This is a genomic window from Janthinobacterium sp. 344 (genome assembly GCF_900112025.1).
GTDB lineage: Bacteria > Pseudomonadota > Gammaproteobacteria > Burkholderiales > Burkholderiaceae_D > Janthinobacterium.
The window spans coordinates 143,595-166,163 of sequence record NZ_FOKL01000008.1 but is presented as its reverse complement, the minus strand read 5'-3'; the positions used below and the strand labels follow the sequence as shown (position 1 = coordinate 166,163).

The 22,569-nt window shown below is 65.0% G+C and carries 18 protein-coding genes and 1 riboswitch; of the genes, 8 read left to right on the top strand and 10 right to left on the bottom strand.

What is annotated here, in order from left to right:
• The first annotated feature begins 6 nt into the window (after positions 1–6).
• The gene (locus BM193_RS21060) at positions 7–729 is read left to right on the top strand and encodes an ABC transporter ATP-binding protein (protein WP_092800125.1); all 723 of its coding nucleotides are present in this window, start codon (positions 7–9) and stop codon (positions 727–729) included.
• Positions 730–840: 111 nt separating this feature from the next.
• On the opposite strand, the gene BM193_RS21055 is transcribed toward BM193_RS21060, so the two are convergent.
• The 10 genes from BM193_RS21055 to BM193_RS21010 all read right to left on the bottom strand — a co-directional run bounded on the left by BM193_RS21055 (position 841) and on the right by BM193_RS21010 (position 10,132).
• Positions 841–1,164: a type II toxin-antitoxin system RelE/ParE family toxin gene (locus BM193_RS21055; RefSeq protein WP_092800127.1), complete on the bottom strand. Its 324-nt coding sequence runs from the start codon at positions 1,162–1,164 to the stop codon at positions 841–843.
• Positions 1,165–1,172: 8 nt separating this feature from the next.
• Positions 1,173–1,445, bottom strand: coding sequence for a type II toxin-antitoxin system Phd/YefM family antitoxin (locus BM193_RS21050; RefSeq protein WP_092800517.1), 273 nt, complete (start codon positions 1,443–1,445; stop codon positions 1,173–1,175).
• Positions 1,446–1,547: 102 nt separating this feature from the next.
• Positions 1,548–1,868, bottom strand: a complete 321-nt coding sequence (locus tag BM193_RS21045; RefSeq protein ID WP_092800129.1) for a DUF2288 domain-containing protein — start codon at positions 1,866–1,868, stop codon at positions 1,548–1,550.
• Positions 1,869–1,909: 41 nt separating this feature from the next.
• Positions 1,910–2,620 carry an RES family NAD+ phosphorylase gene (locus BM193_RS21040; protein WP_254786347.1) on the bottom strand — a complete coding sequence of 237 codons (711 nt, stop codon included), beginning with the start codon at positions 2,618–2,620 and terminating at the stop codon, positions 1,910–1,912.
• Positions 2,617–3,054: an MbcA/ParS/Xre antitoxin family protein gene (locus tag BM193_RS21035; protein WP_092800131.1), complete on the bottom strand. Its 438-nt coding sequence runs from the start codon at positions 3,052–3,054 to the stop codon at positions 2,617–2,619. The genes BM193_RS21040 and BM193_RS21035 overlap by 4 nt, the downstream gene beginning before the upstream one ends.
• 130 nt (positions 3,055–3,184) lie before the next feature.
• Positions 3,185–5,812 carry a S53 family peptidase gene (locus BM193_RS21030; RefSeq protein WP_092800523.1) on the bottom strand — a complete coding sequence of 876 codons (2,628 nt, stop codon included), beginning with the start codon at positions 5,810–5,812 and terminating at the stop codon, positions 3,185–3,187.
• Between the two features lie 83 nt (positions 5,813–5,895).
• Positions 5,896–5,982: riboswitch (cyclic di-GMP riboswitch) on the bottom strand.
• A 274-nt stretch (positions 5,983–6,256) separates the two neighbouring features.
• Positions 6,257–6,670, bottom strand: coding sequence for a fosfomycin resistance glutathione transferase (gene fos / locus BM193_RS21025; protein WP_092800133.1), 414 nt, complete (start codon positions 6,668–6,670; stop codon positions 6,257–6,259).
• A gap of 15 nt (positions 6,671–6,685) precedes the next feature.
• Positions 6,686–7,279 carry an RDD family protein gene (locus BM193_RS21020; protein WP_092800136.1) on the bottom strand — a complete coding sequence of 198 codons (594 nt, stop codon included), beginning with the start codon at positions 7,277–7,279 and terminating at the stop codon, positions 6,686–6,688.
• Between the two features lie 103 nt (positions 7,280–7,382).
• Complete coding sequence (gene recJ / locus BM193_RS21015; RefSeq protein ID WP_092800139.1) at positions 7,383–9,083, bottom strand: single-stranded-DNA-specific exonuclease RecJ; 1,701 nt, start codon at positions 9,081–9,083, stop codon at positions 7,383–7,385.
• Positions 9,080–10,132 (bottom strand): hypothetical protein, encoded by a 1,053-nt coding sequence (locus BM193_RS21010; protein ID WP_254786346.1) that lies wholly within the window; start codon positions 10,130–10,132, stop codon positions 9,080–9,082. Before BM193_RS21010 ends, recJ begins: the two co-directional genes overlap by 4 nt.
• 392 nt (positions 10,133–10,524) lie before the next feature.
• Here BM193_RS21010 and BM193_RS21005 point away from each other — a divergent pair, with 392 nt between their 5' ends.
• The 7 genes from BM193_RS21005 to BM193_RS20975 all read left to right on the top strand — a co-directional run bounded on the left by BM193_RS21005 (position 10,525) and on the right by BM193_RS20975 (position 22,565).
• A complete protein-coding gene (locus BM193_RS21005) occupies positions 10,525–14,034 on the top strand; it encodes an SdrD B-like domain-containing protein (protein WP_092800142.1) in 3,510 nt (1,169 codons plus the stop codon).
• 114 nt (positions 14,035–14,148) lie between these two features.
• A complete protein-coding gene (locus tag BM193_RS21000; RefSeq protein WP_254786345.1) occupies positions 14,149–14,805 on the top strand; it encodes a PEP-CTERM sorting domain-containing protein in 657 nt (218 codons plus the stop codon).
• Positions 14,806–15,019: 214 nt separating this feature from the next.
• Positions 15,020–17,194, top strand: a complete 2,175-nt coding sequence (locus BM193_RS20995; protein WP_092800148.1) for a type I secretion system permease/ATPase — start codon at positions 15,020–15,022, stop codon at positions 17,192–17,194.
• On the top strand, positions 17,191–18,513 hold the full coding sequence (locus BM193_RS20990; RefSeq protein ID WP_254786344.1) for an HlyD family type I secretion periplasmic adaptor subunit: 1,323 nt from the start codon (positions 17,191–17,193) through the stop codon (positions 18,511–18,513). Before BM193_RS20995 ends, BM193_RS20990 begins: the two co-directional genes overlap by 4 nt.
• Positions 18,513–19,805 carry a TolC family protein gene (locus BM193_RS20985; protein ID WP_092800151.1) on the top strand — a complete coding sequence of 431 codons (1,293 nt, stop codon included), beginning with the start codon at positions 18,513–18,515 and terminating at the stop codon, positions 19,803–19,805. The genes BM193_RS20990 and BM193_RS20985 overlap by 1 nt, the downstream gene beginning before the upstream one ends.
• A 105-nt stretch (positions 19,806–19,910) precedes the next feature.
• Complete coding sequence (locus BM193_RS20980; protein ID WP_092800154.1) at positions 19,911–21,188, top strand: lipoprotein-releasing ABC transporter permease subunit; 1,278 nt, start codon at positions 19,911–19,913, stop codon at positions 21,186–21,188.
• Positions 21,189–21,305: 117 nt separating this feature from the next.
• On the top strand, positions 21,306–22,565 hold the full coding sequence (locus BM193_RS20975) for a lipoprotein-releasing ABC transporter permease subunit (protein WP_092800157.1): 1,260 nt from the start codon (positions 21,306–21,308) through the stop codon (positions 22,563–22,565).
• The last annotated feature ends 4 nt before the right edge of the window (positions 22,566–22,569 follow it).

The following is a 22,569-nucleotide window of genomic DNA, read 5'->3' as shown; positions in this document are numbered from 1 at the left end:
AAGACCATGCTGACCATTAACAATCTGCACGCCGCCTATGGCAAAGTCGAAGTCCTGCACGGCATTTCGCTCGATGTCCCGAAGGGCAAGCTGGTGACGCTGATCGGCTCGAACGGGGCCGGCAAGACCACCACCATGCGCGCCATCTCCGGCATGCTGAAGCCGAAATCTGGTACCGTCACCCTGGGCGGCAAGGATGTCACGGGCCTCGACTCGCACCGCATCGCGCGCGCCGGACTGGCCCATTCGCCGGAAGGCCGGCGCGTGTTCGCCTCGATGTCGGTGACGGACAATCTGCTGCTGGGCGCCTTCCCCCGCTTTACGCGGTCGCGCCCGAAAGGCGACATCAAGGGCGACCTGGACAAGGCCATGGAACTGTTCCCGCGCCTGAAGGAGCGGCGCGACCAGCTGGCCGGCACCTTGTCGGGCGGCGAGCAGCAGATGCTGGCCATGGCCCGCGCCGTGATGCTCAACCCGGAAGTGATCCTGCTGGACGAGCCATCGATGGGCCTGGCGCCGATCCTCGTGGAAGAAGTCTTCCGCATCATCACGCGCCTGAAGGCCGAAGGCGTGACCATGCTGCTGGTCGAGCAATTCGCCTCCGCCGCCCTGAACGTGGCCGATTACGGCTACGTGCTGGAAAACGGCAGCATTTCCGTGCACGGGCCGGCGGAAAGTTTAAAGACGGATCCGAAGGTGATTGCCGCGTATCTGGGGGGAGGGCACTGACGCGGGCTGGCAATGCGCTGACAATGCGCTTGCTGCGCATTGTCAACTCCTTCTCATTGCGTAATGTGGTGCCCTGCGGGTGCCCATCGCGCGGCTGGCAGGACGTACGGCTTACGAATTGAGCAAGCGACGGCGAATCAATGCTTCCAGGTCACGGCTGGTATGGGCAATCATATGGATATAAATGATGTCGTTATATCCATACTCGATGAGGATGCGATGCTGGCCAGCTAACAGTTGGCGGTGAGTCATCAAATGAAGGTCTTCAAGTTCAGGAACAAAGGTGCCTTTAATGTTCCGATCTTTGAGCGAATTGACTTCAGCCAGAATCTCTTGCGTCACCTTGCTGGCAAAAGCAAGGGATTCGTTCTGCTTCAGGTAGAAGCGAATGTCTTGCAAATCGTTCAAGGCGTACTGAGTCCAAATGATTTTCATTTGTGCAATCAATTGTCGTCGTCTTCAGCTTCCAGAAGGGCCACAACGTCATCATGAGCAATGATTTTACCTTCCTCAATCTGCTTACGGCCGAGAGCAAGGATGCGGAGCATGGCAAGCTGATCTTGAGTCTTTTGATAGCTAACAGGGTCTTGAACAATTGCCTGAACTCTGCCGTTCACCGTGATGGCGACCGGGTCATGCGTCTCAAGCACCTGTTTGACCACGTCGCTGGTGTTCGTCTTCAAGTAGCTAATTGGTTGAATATTTAGAAAGTTCATGCCGTCCTCCACAAGTTGCAGCCCCATGATAGCATCGGATAACTAAATTAAGTGCCAAATTTAGTTGACTGCACATTTGCCCTACGTCGAACGCAGCCAGCATCAGTGTTTGGTCGGCTTTTCCTGCTGCACCAGGATGAACGGGCTGACGACGACAGCCCACAGGGCCGCATCGGCGGCTTGCCAGTCCAGCGCCTGCTGGTCCGACACCTTGGCGAGCTTGCCGTCGACCATCCATTGCGTGATGGTGGCCTTGTCGTCGTGCGAGATGCGCACGGCCACTTCGACCAGGTCCAGCTCGTTGGCGACCCAGACGACATTGCCTTGGGCGAAGTGCTTTTCCAGTTCGCTCCAGGCCAGGCGGGCCGTTTCGCTGTTGACTTTGAGGCGCAGTTCGGTGTCTTTTTCAGGGTTGGTTTGCATGTGAGATCAGGTTGCGGTGAGTCGGCTGCCGCGCCGCGCGGCTATCCTTGCAGGATTTCCACGTGCGGCGTTGGCGTACCCCGCCATGTTAACCGATAGGCGGCGCCTTTGCGAACATTGCCCACCAGGGCGGGGCGGAAGCAGGCCAGGTTGGTGCCGCCGTCGCGCCGCACGCTGGGGAAGATGACGCCCATGGAACCGGCGTCGAGCAGGATGGCGGCCAGGTCTTGCGAGGCGATGTAGCTGGCCGGGTCCAGGCAAGCCTGGTAGCGCTGCTGGCCGCGCAAGTCGTGGAAGCTGGCGGAGAAATCGGCCAGCAGCGACTGGTAGCTGACGCTGTCGTCGAAATAATCGATTTCCTGGTATTCCACGGTCTTGTGGAAAATGATCTCGGCCAGCGCCGTTTTCATGTCGAAGGCGCAATACCAAGCGCCCCGTTCGCCATCGTTGAAACGCGCCCCTTCCGGCCGGGCATACGTGTAGGCGGCGTTGATGATGCGAAAATGCGGCACGCCAAACACCAGCTCGTCCACGCCGATGCCTGGCGCGCCGCCGTACTCGGCCACCAGGCGCGCATTCGTCGCGTTGTCCAGCTCGAACAGCTCGCGCAGGTGGCTGTCGTCCTCGGCCAGCGGCGCCAGCACGGAATCTTCCATGTCGGCGAAGCGCGACGGGATCAGGCGGCAGGTGTCGATCTGGCGCAGCGCGGCCAGCGGCGGCAGGGGATCAAGGCAGGCGGGCGGCAAGATCACAGCCCTCCGCGCCGCGCATCGAGCAGCTTGCGCACCGTCTGCATGGCCAGCAAGCCGCCGGCCAGCATCTGCGACAACGGCGTGCGGCCGCCAAACACGGGGTTCTTGTTGGGCAGGCTGACCCATTCATCGGCCAGCTTGTCGCCGTACAGGATGTGCAGCGCTTTATAGATGCCCAGCAGATAGGAAATGCGCGTGATGCGGTCCACTTCCAGCACGCGGTCCGGGTGCTTTTTCCACTCGTACCAGGCGCTGCTGGACAGGCCGCCCAGCAATTCGCGCGCATCGTCGTCGCGCAGCTTCCAGGCGGCGGCCAGCTTGAAGAAGCCTTTCAGGGCCGCCTGCGACAAGCGTTCGCGTTCGGCCCTGGCATTCAGGTCGACAAGCACCGCCGGCTCGAAGCGGCTCTTGGGGTAGGCATAGGCGAGATTCATGCGATCTCCTTGTGTAAAAAATCCATATATGGACTATGTATACTCCTTTTCTGGATTTGCTGCAACGAGCGCGCATGAAAAACGGGGCGGCACCTTGCGTGTCGCCCCGCTGCCAGCCTGCCGCGCCAGCCTATCTTGCCGTGACCGTGACGGGCACTTTCACCTGCGCCGTCAAGCCATTGTTATCGACCGCCACGATCGTCAATGCATAGCTGCCCGCCAACGGCAGGGGCCAGGTGGCGCTGATCGTCATGCCGCTCATGGAAAACTGCATGCCCAGTGGCGCGCCGACGATAGTGACGCGCAGCGAGGTGGCGCCCGGTGCCGTCAGGACGATGCTGCCGCCCATGGGCTTGCCGGCCACGCCCGTCATGGCGGCGGCGCTGATGGTCGGGCCCGTGGCGGCGATTTTCACCGTCGCCACGGCCTGGCCGGCCAGGCCCGTCTTGCTGTCCCTGGCGATGACGGTCACGCTGTAGGTGCCCGCCACAGGGTTGGCCCAGCTGACGATGCCTGCCGCGTTGATGGCCATGCCCGCCGGTGCGCCCGACAGGCTGTAGGTGAGGGGATTCGGCGCGACCGCCGTGACAGCGAACGACAGGGCCACGCCCGGCTTGCCGCTGATGCTGGCCGCCGTCACGACGGGTGCCAGCGGCGCGGCGATGGCCACCGTGTACAGGCCCTTGCCGCTCAGGCCAGTCTTGCTGTCCGTGGCCGTCACCGTGACGGCGTAGGTGCCGGCCACGGGCGCGGCCCAGCTGACCAGGCCGGCGGCGCTGATGGCCATGCCGGCCGGCGCGCCGCTCAGCGCATAGCTGACGGGATTGGCGGCGGTGACGCCGGCATTGAACGCCAGCGCCGTGCCTACCTTGCCCGTGATGGCGCCGGCCGCGACGACGGGCGGCGCGACAGGCGCGATGCTGATGGCGTACACGGCCTGGCCGCTCAAGCCGCTCACGCTATCCCTGGCCACCATGGTCACGGCATACGTGCCGGCGATGGGCGCCGGCCAGCTGACCACGCCCGTGGCGGCGATGCTCATGCCCGCTGGCGCGCCCAGCATGGCGTAGCCGAGCGGGTTGGCTGCGCTGGCCGACACCGTGAACGACAGCGGCTTGCCGGCCGCGCCGCTGATGCTGGCGGGCGCCACCACGGGCGCGACGGGCGCCAGCGGCGTGCCGGCCAGGTTGGCCAGCAGGTTTTTCACGTTCGGCGTGCCCAGTCCGCCCAGCGGGTCATAACCGACCCTGGCCGTGCACACGCCGCACGTGCCATTGCTGCCCTGCGTGATATCGGCAAAACTGCTGGCAAAGGTGCCGGGCACGGCGGCGATCTGGCCGTACAGCACGCCGTGCGGCAAGCCGAGCGCGCTCTTGGCCTGCAGCGCGCGGCTGGCGTTGGCGATGGCCAGCAAGCCGGCCCACTGCGGCGTGGACAGGCTGGTGCCGCCCACGCTGAACCAGCTGGCGGCACTGCTGCCGGGCGTCATCACGGCCACGTATTGGCCCGAGGCGGGATCGGCATTGAACGCCACGTCGGCCACATTGCGCCGCAGCAGATTGCTCAGGCCAGCCACGTTGGCCGTCTGGTAGGAGGGCAGCGCCGTGTAGGCGCTGACACCGCCACCCGTGCCGGACCAGGCCGCCTCGCTGCGCGCGCCGCTACCGCTGTAGCTGAGCGTGGTGCCGCCCACGGCCAGCACGTTGCTCGACACGGACGGCCAGGAGACGCCGCTGCCCGAATCGCCCGTGGCGGCCAGATAGCTCATGTTCTTGCCCGTGAAGGCGCTGTCGACGGAGGCCGTCCAGTTGCCTTCCGCGGCGCCAAAGCTCATCGAGACGACGCCCGGCCCCATCTGGTTGGCCAGGCGCACGGCGCCCAGCAGGCTGTTGAGGGAGGCGTCGGGGGCCTCGATCAGCACGATGCGCGCCAGTGGCGCCGTGGCGTGCGCCCATTGCACGTCGAGCGTGATTTCCATGGCCCAGCCGGAATTGTAGGCGGGCGCGGTGGCCGTCATGCCGCTCGCTGGCGTGTTGTAGACCACGGAGAATTCGCAGCCGCCGGCCGGTGCCGGCGGCAAGGGCAGGGCGGCGGTCGTGGCGATCGGTTTGGTGGTGCAGCCAGGCAAGCCGAACTTCTGGTTGAAGGCGGCCAGCTCGGCCACCACGTTCGGATCGTGCATGGCGTCGACGATGTAGATGGTTTGCCCGGCGCCCAGTTGCGCGGCCTGGGCCGGCGTCAGCGCCGTGCCCGCCGCCGGCAGCGGCGGCAGATCATAGGCGGCGCGGATCTGCGCGGGCGAATACGTGGCCACCACGCTGCCGCCGGCCATGGGGGTGGCGACGGCATCCATGCCGCCCGACTGCAGCGGCGCGATGTCCTGTGCCGCCTGTTCCGCGGCGGCGATTTTCTGTGCCGTCAGGCGGCGCGTGGCCATGCCCGCCAGGGCGACGGGCACGCGCTGCAAATGGGGACGCCAGTGGGCCGAGCCGCTGCTGTTGGCGTTGTCGCGCCCGTCAGGCGCGTCGAGCATGGCCGGGGCGGTATGGAACATCGGCTGCGCCACCAGCGCACCGACCGCGGCCGGGATGGCCGGCACCTCGACCTGGAATTCGGTCGCGGCCGTGGCGAGGATGGCGGGCGGCGCGGCGGCTTCCTGGCCCGGGCCGCAAGCGCCCAGCAGGATGGCGGTGGCAGTGCCCAGCAGCAGGCGCGCATGCCGTGGTTGCGGGGCACGCAGTGGAATGGATTTTGTCATGGCAAGATTCTCCGAGTTGGGCGAGGGCCACATCTCGACAATGCATCGCGCCTGGCGCCGCGTGTGCGCGGTCCCGGCCCTGCATTGGCAGCCCCGCTGCCATGGCGCTTGCGCGCGGTAGGCCGGTGGCTTTGCGTCCCCGCCTTTCGACGGGTTTGCCCTCAGAACTGATCAAGCATCATCAGGAATTGGCTGATGCGTTATCGATTCTAGCGAATCTGCCAAATAAGTGTTAACTATTTTCAATCAATATTTGCATTTATGCATTAAAATGTCGCATATTCCTCCATTTTTCGATGCAATCTTGTTCGCTTGATTAGGTCTTAAAAACAAGATTATCAGCGGGATATCGAAGCATAACGGCGTTATTCTATTGCAACAATGCAATGCATTTTCATGGATTAATGAATTTAACGAATTCAATAATTTGTGGGCTGTCAAGTATCAGTCCGTGAACACCATGCCTGGGTACGGTGATGCGCGGCACGCCGCCAGCCGCTGCGCCAGGGTGCCCGCATGGGCTTCCAGCTGGTGGCCGTCCGGGTCGAGGAAATACAGGGAATCGCCGGCGCTGCGGTTTTGCCGCCATTCGGGTACGCCGGCGGCGCGCAGGTGGGCGGCAAAGGCGGGAAAATCATCCTGCGAGATGGAAAACGCATAGTGCGTGTAGGCGGGGCTGGCCAGCGCGGCGGTGTCCTGTCCCTCCAGCGACAGGCACAGCCACAAATCCCCGGCCGACAGATACGCGCCCCCATCCCAGCGCGCATGCAGGCGCAAGCCCAGCATATCGCGGTAAAACACGACGCTGCGCGCCAGGTCGTGCACGGACAGGGTGAGGTGGTTCAGGCCGGTCAACATGGTGCGGGATAACTTTCAGGTGGAAGTGGAGGCCAGCGGCGGCGCTTGCGGTGCGCGGGCTGGAAGCTTGACGACGACCGTGCCGGCCATGAAGTCTTGCGGCGCGCGGCGCTTCTTGTTAAAGAATAGCACCACGAATTCGCTGACTATCCACATCTGCGTCAAGGTATCGACGGTCGCGGCCCAGCTTGGCCTGAGGCCGGCCATGCGCGCGGATATCTGTATGAACGGCATCTGCAGATACGCGGCCTCATCGATGCGCAAGACGCCAATGATGCCAGCGATGGCGCTCAGTATCGTCAATGCCAGCAGCACGGCATGGCGCAGCAGCGCCGCCTGGCGCGTGACGCGAGCACCATCGAGCATGCGAACGCGTAATTTGCATAACAGCTGGCCGGGCGTACCGCCAAAACGGTTGACCAGGTACACATTGTAGCCAAGGTTCAGTGCCAGGCTGGGCAGAAACCAGTACAGCAGGAAAGACTGGCTCTTGGGCAGTCCCAGGTAAACGAGGGGCAGGACCAGCGCAGCATGATAGCGATATCGATAAAAAACGCGCCCACGCGGCGCCAGAATCCTCCGTATTCCATACAAAATTCCCCCAGTCATGGCAACCGGCGGCTGCCTGTATGACCAGATACGCGATTACGCAGGAGGAATGTTGGCTATCTGGCGCATGCTTGAGATGGGGCAATAACGGCAGGCTGCGTGCTCAGGCAGGCTCGGCATGCTCCACCATCAATTGCACCTTGGTCGTGCCATTGTATTCATTCGCATCGAGGCGGAAGGCGACCCGCGTGCGTTCACCCAGGGCGTCCGTGTGGCCGAACCAGATGGCATCGAAGCGCACGCCGTTCTTTTCCAGCAGCAGTTTCAAGTGCCGTTCCTTGAGGATGCGCTGGCTGACGACGCGGAATTCGTCGCAGAAGACGGGCGGGGCGAAGCCCTGGCCCCACACTTGCCCATCCATCAGCTCGATGAAGGCCGTCGTGTAATACGCGTCTTCCAGCGGGCCGTCCGTTTCCACCACCCGTTCCAGCTGCTGCTGGCTGAGCCAGGCCTGGCCCACGGCTTCGAAGGCTTGCGAAAACGCGTCGAAGGCGTCGGCGCGGATGGTCAGCCCGGCCGCCATGGCGTGGCCGCCGAATTTGTCGATCAGGCTGGGCGCCCGTTTCGACACGAGGTCGAGCGCGTCGCGCAGGTGGAAGCCGGGGATCGAGCGTCCCGAGCCCTTGATCCAGCCGTCCGCGCCCGGCGCGAAGGTAATCGTCGGGCGATAAAACTTTTCCTTCAGGCGCGAGGCGACGATGCCGATCACGCCCTGGTGCCAGGAGGCGTCGAAGACGCTGATGGTGCTGCTGTTGGCCGGCTCGAAACTGTCGAGATGCAGCAGGGCCGTATCCTGCATTTCCGCCTCGATCTCGCGCCGTTGCAAGTTGATGTCGTTGAGTTGCTGGGCCAGCGCCCAGGCGCGGCCCTCGTCGTCCGTGATCAGGCATTCGATGCCCAGCGACATGTCTTGCAGGCGGCCGGCCGCGTTCAGGCGCGGGCCCAGGGCAAAGCCCAGGTCGAACGGCGTGGCGCTGCGCGCTTCGCGGCCCGCCACGCGGAACAGGGCCGCCACGCCCGCGTGCATATTGCCTTTGCGCATGCGTTTGAGGCCTTGGGCGACGAGGATGCGGTTATTCGTATCGAGGCGCACCACGTCGGCCACCGTGCCCAGCGCCACCAGGTCGAGCAGGTTGTCCAGCTTGGGTTGCGTTTGCGCATCGAAGACGCCACGGCGGCGCAGCTCGGCGCGCAGGGCCAGCAGCACGTAAAACACCACGCCCACGCCCGCCAGGTGCTTCGACGGAAAACCGCAGGCGGGCTGGTTCGGATTGACGATGACGGCCGCGTCGGGCAGGGTATCGGCCGGCAAGTGGTGGTCGGTGACGACGACCTGGATGCCGCGCCGGTTCGCTTCGGCCACGCCGTCGATGCTGGCGATGCCGTTGTCGACGGTGATGATGATGTCGGGCGACTTTTCACGGGCAGTGAGTTCGACGATTTCCGGCGTCAGGCCGTAGCCGTACTCAAAACGGTTGGGCACGATGAAATCGACGTCGGCGCCCATGGCGCGCAAGCCGCGGATGGCCACGGCGCAGGCGGTGGCCCCATCGCAATCGTAGTCGGCGACGATGACCATACGTTTTTTTGCCGCAATGGCGTCGGCCAGGAAGACGCCGGCCGCGCCGATGTGCAGCAAGCCGGACGGTGGCATCAGGGCGGCCAGTTCGCTCGACAGTTCTGCCGCGTCGGACAGGCCGCGCGACGCATACAGCCGGGCCAGTACGGGATGGATGCCGCCCTGGCGCAGCAGTTCGGATTCGCGGTAGGGGCAGGGACGGGTGGCGATGCGGGTACGGGTCATGATGCTTTCAACTTGTTCAGGGTCATCGCGCGCCAGAATTTGCGCTGCGCGTTCTTGCTGGTGGTGACGTCGAGCCAGGCGTCGCGGTGGCTCAGCACCAGGCGCAACTGGCCCAGGCGGCCATCTTTCAGGGCCGCCAGCAGGGGGGCGAACCAGTGCGCCTCCAGCGCCTGCAACTGCTGCAGCCACAAGCCCCACTCCTGCGCCTGCGCCGCTTCGGTCAATCCGCCCAGCACGACGATGGTGTCCTGCGGGCTGGCCAGCACACTGCTTGGACTGGCAAGGCGCTGCGCCGGTTCCGCCAGCGCGGCCAGCCAGCCCGGCGCGTCCGCCACATGCAGGCTGGCCGCGCAAGGTGCGGGTGCGGCCGTGGCCTGGCTGCCGCCCCAGATCCAGAAGGAATTGATGGGCTTCAAGCCCCGTTCTTCGCGCGCCGCGTTGACGGGGTGCGCATGCCACAGCATCTGCACTTCGTTTTGCAGGCGCCGCGCGGCGCGCGCATGTTCGCCTTCCGGCATCCACACGGACAAGTCCTGCGTGGTGGCGGCATCCGGCGTGGCGCATTGCAAGTCGCTCCAGGCATCGCCGCGCATGAACCACGTGCCCGCGTCGCCATACGCCAGCGGCTGGCCGATCTCGTCGAAATACGGACGCGCCGTGTCGAACAGGGCGCGGCCATCGGCGTCGCTCAGATTGAGCTGGCGCAAGTCTTCCAGGCTGATATGGCTGCGGGCAATCGCCAGGTGGGCAGGGTGCAGCAGGAAATAGCGCGCGCCCGGTTCCGGCGTGAGGCCGTAGCCGCGCATGGCCTGGGCGGCAAAGGCCGCCTGCGCCGCCGCGCCATTGGCGGCCGGTGACAGGCCCAGCGCATGCGAAAGCCACGCTTCATGGGGCAGCAGGCGGTTGGCGTTGTCAAAAGTTTCCAAATTACTACTGGAGGTGCGCGACAGCAGGGCGGCCAGGGCGGGCGCTTGCAGGACCTTGATCAGGTCGGCAACCAGTTCAGCGTTGGGCAGGGCGAAGGGCAAGACGAGGGTAAGTTGATTCATCCCGAGATTGTAGGCGATTGTGGGCATGTCAGAGAAGGCGGCATGCAATTTCAGCGGGCAGGCGAGTGCCGTGAAATGCCATGAATGCATCAATAATATAAAAAATTCATCAGTATTGACGGAAAATAATTTGCTTTTGAAAATATAGACGATATAATTGCGCTAACTTAAATATCAGAAAGACAATCATACCGTGCTGTATGGTTGCGTCGTCTGGCTCCTGTGTCCCTAGAAACTGTATACAAGATGCTGCCGGCTTCATTTTTTAACAAGTCTCTTCTTGGAAGCCCATCTATGTATACATTCGCCGCTTTGCCCGGCCTGGCTGACTACGCCCTGGCCCCGACCGTTCCCACTCCTGCCGCCGCTGTTGCGCACCGTCAGGAGGCCGCATGACTACCTTTAATTTGTCGACCACGGTCCACGTCTGTGAAGATACCAGCAAGAATTTCGACATCCGCGACCTGCTGATCCAGGCGGGCTACACGGCGCAGGGCGAACTGAACATCAAGACTTTCAACGTACTGCTGCCTGACGATACGGAATCGAACACGAATACCCCGCTGTTCGGCCTGCTCGACAGCGACACCGTGTATGTGCGCCCCGGCGACTGGGCCGCCAACTACAACGGCAGTTTCTCCACCATCCAGGTGACGATCGACAAGGGCAATGGCGATATCGTCCAGTTGAGCCTGCAAGTCATCATCGATCCCGTCAATGACGCGCCCGACGCGGCCGACAAGACGTTTACCTTGCTTAACGGCAACAACGTGGTGCTGAGCGAAGGCGATTTCGGCTTCCACGACGACGTCGAACATGACGGCTTCAAATCCATCGTCATCACCAATACCACCACGGCGGGCCAGGTCTTGCTCAACGGCGTGGCCGTGGCGGTGGGCACGGAAATCTCCATCGACGACATCCGCGCGGGCCACCTGGTCTTCGTGCCCAGCCAGACCGTGGCGGGCGACTTCGACCTCGGTTTCAAGGTGCGCGATGACGGCGGCACGGCTGGCTGCAATGCGCAGGACCTGAGCCTGGTGCCGCATTACCTGACCTTCAAGGTGCCGATGGCGCACCTGGGCGACTTCGTCTGGGAAGACAAGAACGCCAACGGCGTGCAGGATGCGGGCGAGGCGGGCATCGCCAACGTGGTCGTGCAACTCAAGGATACGGCCGGCAACGTGGTCGCCACCACCACCACGGACGCCAGCGGCGGCTATCACTTCGACGTCAATCCCGGCACCTATTCGGTGACGGTGGTGGCGCCGGCCGGCTATGTGCCGACGGCAGCCAGCCAGGGCGGCGATGCGGCCAAGGACAGCAATATCGATGCCAGCGGCAAGATGGCGCCCGTGACCCTGGCGCCGGGCGAAACCAACCTGACCCTGGACGCGGGCCTGTACCGCACGGCCGAACTGGGCGACCGCGTCTGGTTCGATACCAACAAGAACGGCGTGCAGGATGCGGGCGAAGCAGGTGCCGCTGGCGTGAAAGTGACCTTGCTCGACGCGTCGGGCAACGCCGTGGGCAGCCCGTTGGTGACGGACGCGAACGGCAACTACCTGTTCACGAATTTGAAACCGGGCGCCTACAGCGTGCAGTTCGACAAGACCACCTTGCCGGCGGGCTATGTCTTCACGGGCCAGGACCAGGGCGGCGACGACTTGCGCGATTCGGACGCGAATGCCGATGGCCGCACGGCGCAAGTGCTGCTGGCCTCGGGCGACAGCAACCACAGCGTGGACGCGGGCATCGTGGCCTTGCCGGCCACCCTGGGCGACCGCGTGTGGCATGACACGAACGCGAACGGCGTCCAGGATGCGGGCGAGTCCGGCATCGGCGGCGTCACCGTGCAGCTGAAAAACGCGGCCGGCGGCGTGATCGGCTCGACCGTGACGGACGCCAGCGGCTATTACAATTTCAATGTCGATCCCGGCACGTATTCGATCGCCGTCGTCGCTCCCGCCGGCTACTTGACCACCGTCAAGGATGCGGGCGGCAACGATGCGCTCGACAGCGACATCAACGCGGCTGGCAACAGCGGCCAGGTGACAGTCGTTGCCGGCCAGAACTACAAGGATCTCGATGCGGGCCTGTACAAGACGGCGTCCATCGGCGACCGCGTCTGGTTCGATGCGAATGGCAACGGCACGCAGGATGCGGGCGAAACGGGCGTCGGCGGCGTGAAGGTCAACCTGTACAACGGCAACGGCGCCGTCGTGGCCAGCGCCACCACGGATGCCAACGGCAACTATCTGTTCAGCAACCTGGTGCCGGGCAACTATTACCTGGGCTTCGTGCCACCGGCAGGCTATGGCTTCACCAAGGCCGATATCGGCGGCTATGCCACCGATTCGGACGTCAATCCGGCCACCGGCCTCACCACCGCCATGGCGGTGCTGAAATCGGGCGACGTGCAGCTGGACTGGGATGCGGGCCTGGTCAAGCTCAACACGGCCTCCATCGGCGACCGCGTGTGGGAAGACAATAACTACAACGGCGTGCAGGATGCGGGCGAGCTGGGCGTGGCGGGCGTGAAGGTCAACCTGCTCAACGCCAGCAACGTGGTCATCGCCACGACGACGACGAATGCCAGCGGCAATTACCTGTTCAGCGAACTGGCGGCCGGCAGCTACAAGGTGGAAGTCATCCGTCCATCGGGCTTTTATTACACCAAGGCCAACGTCGGCAGCGATACGGCCGATTCCGACGTCGATGTCAGCACGGGGCGCTCGGCGCTGATCAACCTGGCCGCCGGCCAGAACGACATGAGCTGGGATGCGGGCATCTACCGCAAGGCCAGCCTGGGCGACAAGGTCTGGCGCGACGCCGACCATGACGGCGTGCAGGACTACAACGAGGCGGGCATCGCCAACATCAAGGTGCAGCTGTACTCGGGCAGCGGCGTGCTGCTGGCCACCACCTACACGAACGCCAACGGCAATTATCTGTTCAGCAACCTCGATCCGGGCAGCTATTCCCTGAAATTCGACAAGTCGGGCGTGTACCACGCGGGCTACGCCATGGATACGTGGCGCTGGGGCGCGAAGAACGTGGGCACGAACGACAATATCGATTCGGATGTCAACAGCAATGGCACGACGGCCAACGTGGTCTACACGGACATATTGAAACTGGCGTCGGGCCAGAACGACATGAGCTGGGACGCGGCCATCACGCCGATCGTCATCGACCTCAACGGTGACGGCGTGCACACGATCGCCCGCGCCGACTTCCACGGCAGCTTCGACCTGCTGGGCACGGGCAGCGCCATCCAGACGGGCTGGGTCTCGGCCCAGGACGGCTTGCTGGCCATCGACAGCAATGGCAATGGCAAGATTGACAATATCTCGGAACTGTTCGGCGGCAACGAAAAGGGCACGGGCTTTGCCAAGCTGTCCAGCTATGACTCGAACGGCGACGGCGTGGTCGACGCGAAGGATGACCATTTCGCCGAACTGCGCATCTGGCGCGACGCCAACAGCAATGGCGTGACGGACGATGGCGAACTGATGTCCCTGCACGACGCCGGCGTGGCCAGCCTGACGGTGAGCTACACGGAACTGCCTTTCCTCGACGCCAACAGCAATCTGCACCTGGAGCGCAGCAGCGCCACCCTGGCCGACGGCAAGACGGTCGACATGACGGACGTGTATTTCAACGTCGATGCCAAGGACGCGGCCGCCGCCGGCGTGCACCTGCCCAGCATGGCCGATTTGCTGCGCGACGACAGCACGCTCGACGTGGTGCTGGGCCAGGATGGCACGGTGAGCACCGTCGCCGCCGCGCCGGCCGCCGCCACCCCCGCCGCGGAAGCCCAGGCCCAGTGCGACATGGCCGAAGTGCTGCGCCGTGCCATGGCCCACGCAACGACCCAGCCCCAGGAAATGGCTGCCTGATGTCCAGTACCAGGCCGTAACCACGCCTGGCACCGGTGCCGGCCCCTGACACAGGGCGCCGGCACTTCTCGATACTCACCATAAATATTTAGGGAAACCACAATGAAAAAATCCATGCACATGATCGTCCGCGGCACCCTGGCGGCGGCCGCCTTTGCCCTGGCCAGCGGCAGCGCCCTGGCAGCCGGCTCCAAACTGACCGTCGACGACTTCTATGGCGTGCCCCTGTTCACGGCCACCGGTGGCGCTTTCGGCAGCGGCAACGCCATCACACCTTCCGTCTGGCAAGTCAGCTACGACAGCAACACCTTCCTGGCGTTTTGCCTGGATCCGCACGTGGCCCTGAACAGCGGCGCGAACAGCTACAGCAGCGGTACGTTCGCCGCCAGCGATTCCATCAAGCGCCTGTATGAAGGTTATTACAGTTCATCGGTGGCGAATGCGTCGAGCAATGCCAACGGCGCGGCCGCTTTCCAGCTGGCCCTGTGGGAATTGAACAATGACAACACCAACCTGCTGACGGGCGACCTGCGCTTCAAAAACCTGAGCAATGCCGTCGTCGCTGAAGCGAACACCATGCTGGGCGTGGCCACGGGCAATGGCGCCATCCAGAACCTGTACAACTACACCAGCCTGACCAGCGTAAACCCCGCTTCGCAGACCCTGCTCAGCGTGTCGCCGGTACCGGAAGCGCAAACCTGGGCCATGCTGGTCGCCGGCCTGGGCTTGCTGGGCTTCATGGCGCGCCGCCGCAAGGCGGGCCAGGCGTAATTGCCCGGCTGAAGTTGGCAGTTTCCCCTTTGTAGTGACTCTTGCTGCGGTGCGTCCGTCACGACGCACTGCAGTTTTTCTTTTTAACAACACATTTTCAGACAGTCGTTATTACTATGGCACAATGTTTCTGCAAATCATCGCAGCGCGACCGTGACGCTGGTGTTGCGCTGTTTTGCCACTCGCCACTGCCACAGACTGGATTGAGCTCATCATGACGCCACCTTCCGCCGCCGCCCACGGCCCCGCCAGCGCATCGGCCGCGCCCTCGGCCGCCAATGCCGCCACCATCGCCGACGCCATCGTCTTCCTGGCGCGCTTTTTTGGCGTGGCCGTGCAGGCCGAGCGCCTGCACGCCAGCGTGGCGGCGCAAGCCGACCCGGCCGCCGCCGATTTCCTCGACCAGGCGCTGGCGCACGCCACCCTGGCCGGCACCGTGCTGCCGGCCGACAAGCCGCGCCGCGCCACGGAAATGCCCGCCTTGCTGATCAACGGCGCCGGCCAGGCGCTGGTGGTGCTGGCCATCGCCAACGATCAGTACGAGTGCCACGTGCCCGGCATCGCCGGCAGTTCCTGGCGCGACGCGGCCGCGCTGGCGCAGGAAGTGCCCGCCGGGCGCTGGGTGGCCGTGCGTCCCGTCATGTTCTTCGACCAGCGCAGCTTGCTCTACAGCATGCCGGTGGCGGGGCGCTGGTTCTGGGACGTCTTCAACCGCAACCGCTGGATCTTCCGCTGGGCCTTGCTGGGCACCCTGGTGCTGAACATCATCGGCGCGCTGGTGCCGTTCTATGCGATGGCCGTGTATGACCGCGTGATCCCGAACAATGCCACGTCCAGCCTGTGGGTGCTGACGATCGCCGTGGTGGTGCTGACGGGCTTCGAGCTGGCCATGCGCCTGCTGCGCGGCGAACTGGTGGAAACGGCGTCGCGCCGCATGGACGTGGCGCTGTCGTCGAACATCTTCGCCCAGTGCCTGCGCCTGCGCGCGGCCAGCCGGCCCGCTTCCGGGGGCACCTTGGCCAATACCGTGCGCGATTTCGAATCCGTGCGCGAATTCTTCGCCTCCACCACGCTGACCACCCTGGGCGACTTGCCCTTTTTGCTGCTGTTCCTGCTGGTGATCGCCCTGGTGGGCGGCTGGCTGGTGCTGGTGCCGCTGGCCGCCATCCCCATCCTGCTGCTGGTGGCGTTCGCCTCGCGCGCGGCGCTGGCGCGCCACGTGGCCGCCTCGATGCAGGAAAGCGCCCAGCGCACGGCGCACCTGTTTGAAACCATGAATGGCCTCGACACCATCAAGGCGCTGGGCGCGGAAGCGTGGAGCCGGCGCAAATGGGAAAGCCTGACGGTGGCCATCGCCGCCAACAGCGTCGAGACGCGCGAAATCGTCAGCCGGGTCAATTACATCAACACGGCCGTGCTGGCGCTGTCCGGCGTGGCCGTGGTGGCCACGGGCGCCTTGCTGATGGGCGAACACCTGCTGACCCTGGGCCAGATCATCGCCGTCAGCATGCTGACGGGCCGCGCGCTGGCGCCCGTGAGCCAGATCGCGGGCCTGGTCATGCGCTGGGAGCAGACCAAATTGTCCTACCACGCGCTCAATAAAATCATGGAAGCGCCCACCGACGACGATGCGGCCAGCCTGCAGGCGCCGCCGCTGACGGGGCGCATCGAGTTCCGCGACGTGGGCTTCGCCTACCCGAATTCGCCGCCGCTGCTCGACAAGCTCAACCTGCACATCCGTCCCGGCGAGCGGGTGGGCGTGATCGGCAAGCTCGGTTCCGGCAAGAGCACCTTGCTGCGCCTGCTGCTGAACCAGTACGGCCCGCAGGCCGGCAGCGTGCTGTTCGACGACCTGGCCAGCACCCAGCTCGACCCCTTGAGCCTGCGCCGCCAGATCGGCTACGTGCCGCAGGACGTGACCCTGTTCCATGGCAGCCTGCGCGAAAACATCGAACTGGGACGCAGCCAGCCCGACGACGAGAGCCTGCTCGACGCCATCCGCCTGGCCTGCCTCGATGACATCATCACCCAGCTGCCCAACGGCGTGGCGACGGAAGTGGGCGAGCGGGGCGAGCGCCTGTCCGGCGGCCAGCGGCAAGCCGTGGCCATGGCCCGCGCCTTGCTCATGAAACCGCCGATGCTGCTGCTCGATGAGCCGAGCAGCATGTTCGACCCGGCCACCGAGCAGCGCCTGATCGCCCGCCTGCGCACCTTGCAGGACACGACCATCGTGCTGGTCACCCACCGCATGGCCATGCTGGCGCTGGTGGACCGGTTGATCGTCTTCGACAAGGGGCGCATCGTCGCCGACGGCCCGCGCGATGAGGTCATGCGCGTGCTCAATGGCCAGGCGGCCAAGCCAGCGGTGGAACAGGGAGCGGCGGCATGAGCGCCCTGAATGCCCCGAACGCCCGCCCTCTGCCGGCGGCCCACCCCGATCCGGAAAGGGAGCCGCAGCGTATCGTCATCCGCATGCTGGCCTTGATGTCCGTGCTGCTGGTGCTGGTGCTGGCCTGGGCCATGTTCGCCCAGCTCGACGTGTCCGTGAATGGCCGTGGCGCCATCACGCCGCCGTCGCACCTGCAGGAAGTGCAAAGCCTGGAAGGCGGCATCGTGCGCGAGATGCTGGTGAAGCCGGGCCAGCAGGTGCGCCGCGGCGACTTGCTGCTGCGCCTGGACACGGCCCAGTACGACGCCAACCTGGGCGCCAGCGTGCAGAACCGCCTGGCCGCGCTGGCGGGCAGGGCGCGCCTCGACGCGCTGCTGGCGGGCGCCACGCCGCAGTTCGCGCCCGAGTGGCAGAAAGACGCGCCGGAGCTGATCGCCAAGGAGATGCAGCTGTGGCGCGACGGCCAGCGCGAATTCGCGTCCGCCACGGCGGCCGCGCGCGAAGGCGTGACGCGCCGGCGCGGCGAGCTGGCCGAGGCGCACAGCCGCATCGCCCAGCTGGACGCGGGCTTGAAAATCGCGCTGGAAAGCCTGTCGATCGAAGAACGGTTGTTCAAGGAGGGCGCCGGTTCGCGCGGCGACTACCTGAATGCGCAGCAGCGCGTGCAGCAGCAGCGCACGGAACTCGACAGCCTGCGCGCCTCCGTGCCGCGCCTGGTGGCCACCCTGGCCGAGGCGCAGGCGCAGGCGGGCGAAGTGGAAGCGCGCATGCGCGGCCAGTGGGGCGCCCAGCGCAGCGAATACGAAACCAAGGCGGGCGCGCTGGCCAGCACGGTGAAGGGCCAGCAGGACCAGGTCAGCCGGCGCGACATCACGGCGCCCGTCGATGGCGTCGTCAACCGCGTGCTGGTGGCGACCGTCGGCGGCGTGGCGCAGCCGGGCAAACCTATCCTGGAAATCGTGCCCGCCGATTCGGAAGTGCTGATCTCCGTGCGCGTGAAACCGTCGGATATCGGCTTCATCCATGTGGGGCAGAGCGCCTCGGCCAACGTGCTGGCGTACGACGCCACCACCTACGGCCGCCTGCAGGCGCAAGTGGTGCGCGTGGGGGCGGACGCGATTCCCGACGAACGCAACGAGCCGTATTTCGAGGTGCAGCTGAGCACCGACCGCAGCCAGCTGACGGCGCACGGCAAGGTGCTGCCCATCACGCCCGGCATGCCCGTCGACGTGGGCATCCTGACGGGGCGCCGCTCGGTGCTGCAATACGTGTTCAAGCCCGTGCTGCGCGGCTTGCAGTCTTCCCTGCAGGAGCGGTGATGCGCGCCTTGTTACTCTGCATGGCGTTTGCCGGTGCGCATGCGGCGGCGCAGTCCATGCCGCCAGCCACCTTCCAGGCGCAGTCCGCGCGCGGCTTGCCGGCCCTGCTGGCGCGCGCCGTGCCGCGCGACCCGCAGGTGGTCGCCGCGCAGGCGGCGCTGGCCACCACCGAGGCGCGCTACAGGCAGGCCCGTTCGCGGCTGTTCCCGAATGCGGGATTGCAGGCGACGCGGGGGCGCAGCAACGACCTCGATGGCACCCAGGACGTGGAGCGTCGCACGCACCAGGTGGAGGCGAGCGTGCGCTGGAATGTGTACAACGGCGGCGCCGACCGCGCCGAAATCGACGCGGCCGAGCGCGAGATGGCGGGCGCCGCCTTCGACGTGGAGCGGGCACGCGCGGAAAGCGCGGAAAAGCTGGCCGAGGCGTATTTCGACATGCAGCGCCTGGAACGCAGCCTGCAGCAGTCGCAGGAGCGCCTGCGCGACGTGACGCAGCTGGTGCGGCAGGTGACGCGCCAGGCGGAACTGGGCAAGTCCTCGGAAGTGGACCGCGAACTGGCGCAAAGTTCGCAGCTGGACGCGGAACTGGTGCAGGATGGCCTGCTGACGGACCATCAGGCGGCGCGCATCAAGCTCGAGGCGCTGGCTTTCGAGCCGGTGGCGCAGTTTGCCGATTTCGCCTTTGCGCCATTATCCGCGCAAGCGCTGGAGAACGCCGATACGCAGCAGGCGCAGTTGCGCGCCGCGCGCGAGCGGGCGGCGGCGGCCCAGCTGCGCGTGCGCGGCGTGGCAGCCACCCTGGCCCCTAAAATCGATCTGAATGTCAGCCATCTGCTGAATAACAAGACCACGCCGCCGCCGTCGACCATTCAGCAGCGGGGCTGGTCGGTGGGCGTTTCCTGGGAGTTCCCGCTCGGTGGCGGCAGCCTGGCGCAGCGCGACGAAACCATCAGCCGTGCCCAGGCGGCCGATGCGGACGTGGCGCGCGCGGAGCAGGGCACGCGCGCCGATCTGGCCAGCATGCTGCCGCGCATCGCCAATGCGCAGCGCACCCTGGCCCTGCTCGACGAGCAGGAAAAGAAGATGGCCTTCGTCGTGCGCGGCGGGACCATCCAGTACGAGGCGGGGCGGCGCAACCTGCAGCAGATCATCCAGACGCGCGATACCTACTTCACGATACAGCAGCGGCGCATCGACCAGTTGCACCGTTTGACCCTGGCGCAGATGCGGCAATATGCGCTGGCGGGGCAGCTGTTGCGTGTTTTTGGCCTGGCGCAGGAGGCAAAATAGCGCCGGCGTGCGCGGTTTCACGCACAGATGACGCAGAGATCATGCATGACATGCCCATTGTGTGGCACACTGCGCGCTCGCATATCATCGTTGTCGCGGGAGCGCATGGGCATCATCAAACAATTTCCTTTTGAGTGGCAGGTCGGCGTGCGCTATACGCGCGCCGGGAAACGCAGTGGCCGCAACAGCTTCATTTCCTTCATCTCCCTCATTTCCGTGGCCGGGATCGGCCTGGGCGTGGCCGCCCTGATCGTCGTCCTCTCCGTCATGAACGGCTTCCAGAAGGAAGTCACCGACCGTTTGATGTCGGTGCTGGCGCACGTCGAGGTGTTCGACACCAGCGGCTCGATGCCGAACTGGCAGGAACAGGAACGCGCCGCCTACGCCAACCCGCAAGTGAAGGCCGTGTCGCCGTTCGTGGAAACCCAGGGCATGCTGCTGAACGACGAAACCATGCGCCCGTCCGTCGTGCGCGGCGTGCTGCCGCAGCAGGAAGCGACCGTCTCCAGCGTGGCGGCCCAGATGAAGCAGGGCAGCTTCCAGGACCTGACGCCAGGCTCGTACAACGTCGTGCTGGGCATCGACCTGGCCAAGGCGCTCGACGTGAAGGTGGGACAGAACGTGACCCTGATGCTCGAGCGCGAGCCCCGGGCGGGCGACCCGGCGAATGGCATCGTCATGCCGCGCATGCGCGCGCTCAAGGTCGCCGGCATCTTCGAGGCGGGCCACAATGAGCTCGATGGCAGCCTGGCCTTCGTGAACATGCAGGACGCCGAGCAGCTGCTGCAGCTCGACGGCCCGTCCGGCCTGCGTTTGCGCCTGCACGACATGAACAAGGCGCCGCAGGTGGCGCGCGAACTGAAAGCCTCGATGCCGGGCCAGCTGTGGATGCGCGACTGGTCGCGCGCCAGTGCCAGCTGGTATGCGCTGGTGCAAAGCCAGAAGAACATGATGTTCATCATCCTCAGCATGATCATCGCCGTGGCCGCGTTCAACCTGGTCTCCACCCTGGTGATGTCGGTCACCGACAAGCAGGCCGATATCGCCATCCTGCGCACCCTGGGCGCCTCGCCGTTCTCCATCATGAAGATCTTCATGATCCAGGGCGCGCTGGTGGGTTTGCTGGGGAGTGCTTTGGGCGTCATCGGCGGCGTCGTGCTGGCGCTGAACGTGGGCGTCATCGTGCCCTTCATCGAGGGCATCTTCGGCCTGCACTTCATCTCCAAGGAAATCTACCAGATCAGCGCCGTGCCGTCGGACGTGCACTGGCTGGACGTGGCGCAGATCGGCCTGATCGCCTTTGGCCTGGCGCTGGTGGCCACCATCTACCCGAGCTGGCGCGCCGCGCGCGTCAAGCCGGCCGAGGCGCTGCGCTATGAATAAGAAAATCAGCCCCAAGGCAGAACCTGGGGTCGGACCCTCAGGGTCCGACCCCGGCACTTCGCTGTTGGGTCAGCACGGTGGCATGTCGCTTATACAAGAATCAATCACCTCACAAGCATGTTAAAAAATCTTCCCTTCGAATGGCTGGTCGGCCTGCGCTACACGCGGGCCGGCAAGCGCAGTGGCCGTAACAGTTTTATCTCTTTCATCTCGCTCATTTCCATGGCCGGCATCGGCCTGGGCGTGGCGGCGCTGATCGTCGTGCTGTCCGTGATGAACGGCTTCCAGAAGGAAGTGACGGACCGCATGCTGTCCGTGCTGGCGCACGTGGAAGTGTTCGACAACAGCGGCAGCATGCCCGACTGGCGCGCCGAAGCGGCGCAGGCCTTTAAAAACCCGGCCGTCAAGGGCGCCGCGCCGTTCGTCGAAACGCAGGGCATGCTGCTGCGCGACGATGCGCTGCGCCCGGCCATCGTGCGCGGCGTGCTGCCCGAGGAAGAGCCGAACGTCTCCGACATCGCCGGCCAGACGCGCATGGGCAGCTTCAAGGCGCTGCAGCCGGGCACCTTCAATATCGTGCTGGGCATCGAACTGGCGCGCGCCCTGCGCGTCAACCTCGGTGAAAAAGTCACCCTGATGCTGGCGCAGGGCCAGGTCACGCCGGCCGGCGTGCTGCCGCGCATGCGCAGCTTCACCGTCAGCGGCATCTTCCAGGCGGGCCACAATGAATTCGACGCGGGCCTGGCCTTCATCAATATCGAAGACGGCCAGCGCTTGCTGCGCATCGACGGGCCGTCCGGCCTGCGCCTGCGCCTGGCCGACATGAACCAGGCGCCGCAAGTGGCGGCGGAGCTGAAGAAAAGCATGCCGGGCGACCTGTGGCTGCGCGACTGGTCCAAGCTGAACGCCAACTGGTTTAGCGCCGTGCAGACGGAAAAACGCATGATGTTCATCATCCTGACCCTGATCATTGCCGTCGCCGCGTTCAACCTCGTGTCGACGCTGGTGATGACGGTGACGGACAAGCAGGCCGATATCGCCATCCTGCGCACCCTGGGCGCCTCGCCCGGCTCCATCATGAAGATCTTCATGATCCAGGGCGCGCTGGTGGGCATCCTGGGCACGATCCTGGGCGTGGGCGGCGGCGTGCTGGTGGCCATGAATATCGACGTCATCGTGCCTTTCATCGAGCACCTGCTGGGCGTGCAGTTCCTCTCCAAGGACATCTACTTCATCAGCACCGTGCCGTCCGACCTGCGCTGGCCCGACGTCACCAAGATCGGCGTGCTGGCCGTGATCCTCGCCTTCTTGGCGACCCTGTACCCAAGCTGGTGGGCCGCCCGCGTCAAACCTGCGGAAGCCCTGCGCTATGAATAATCCA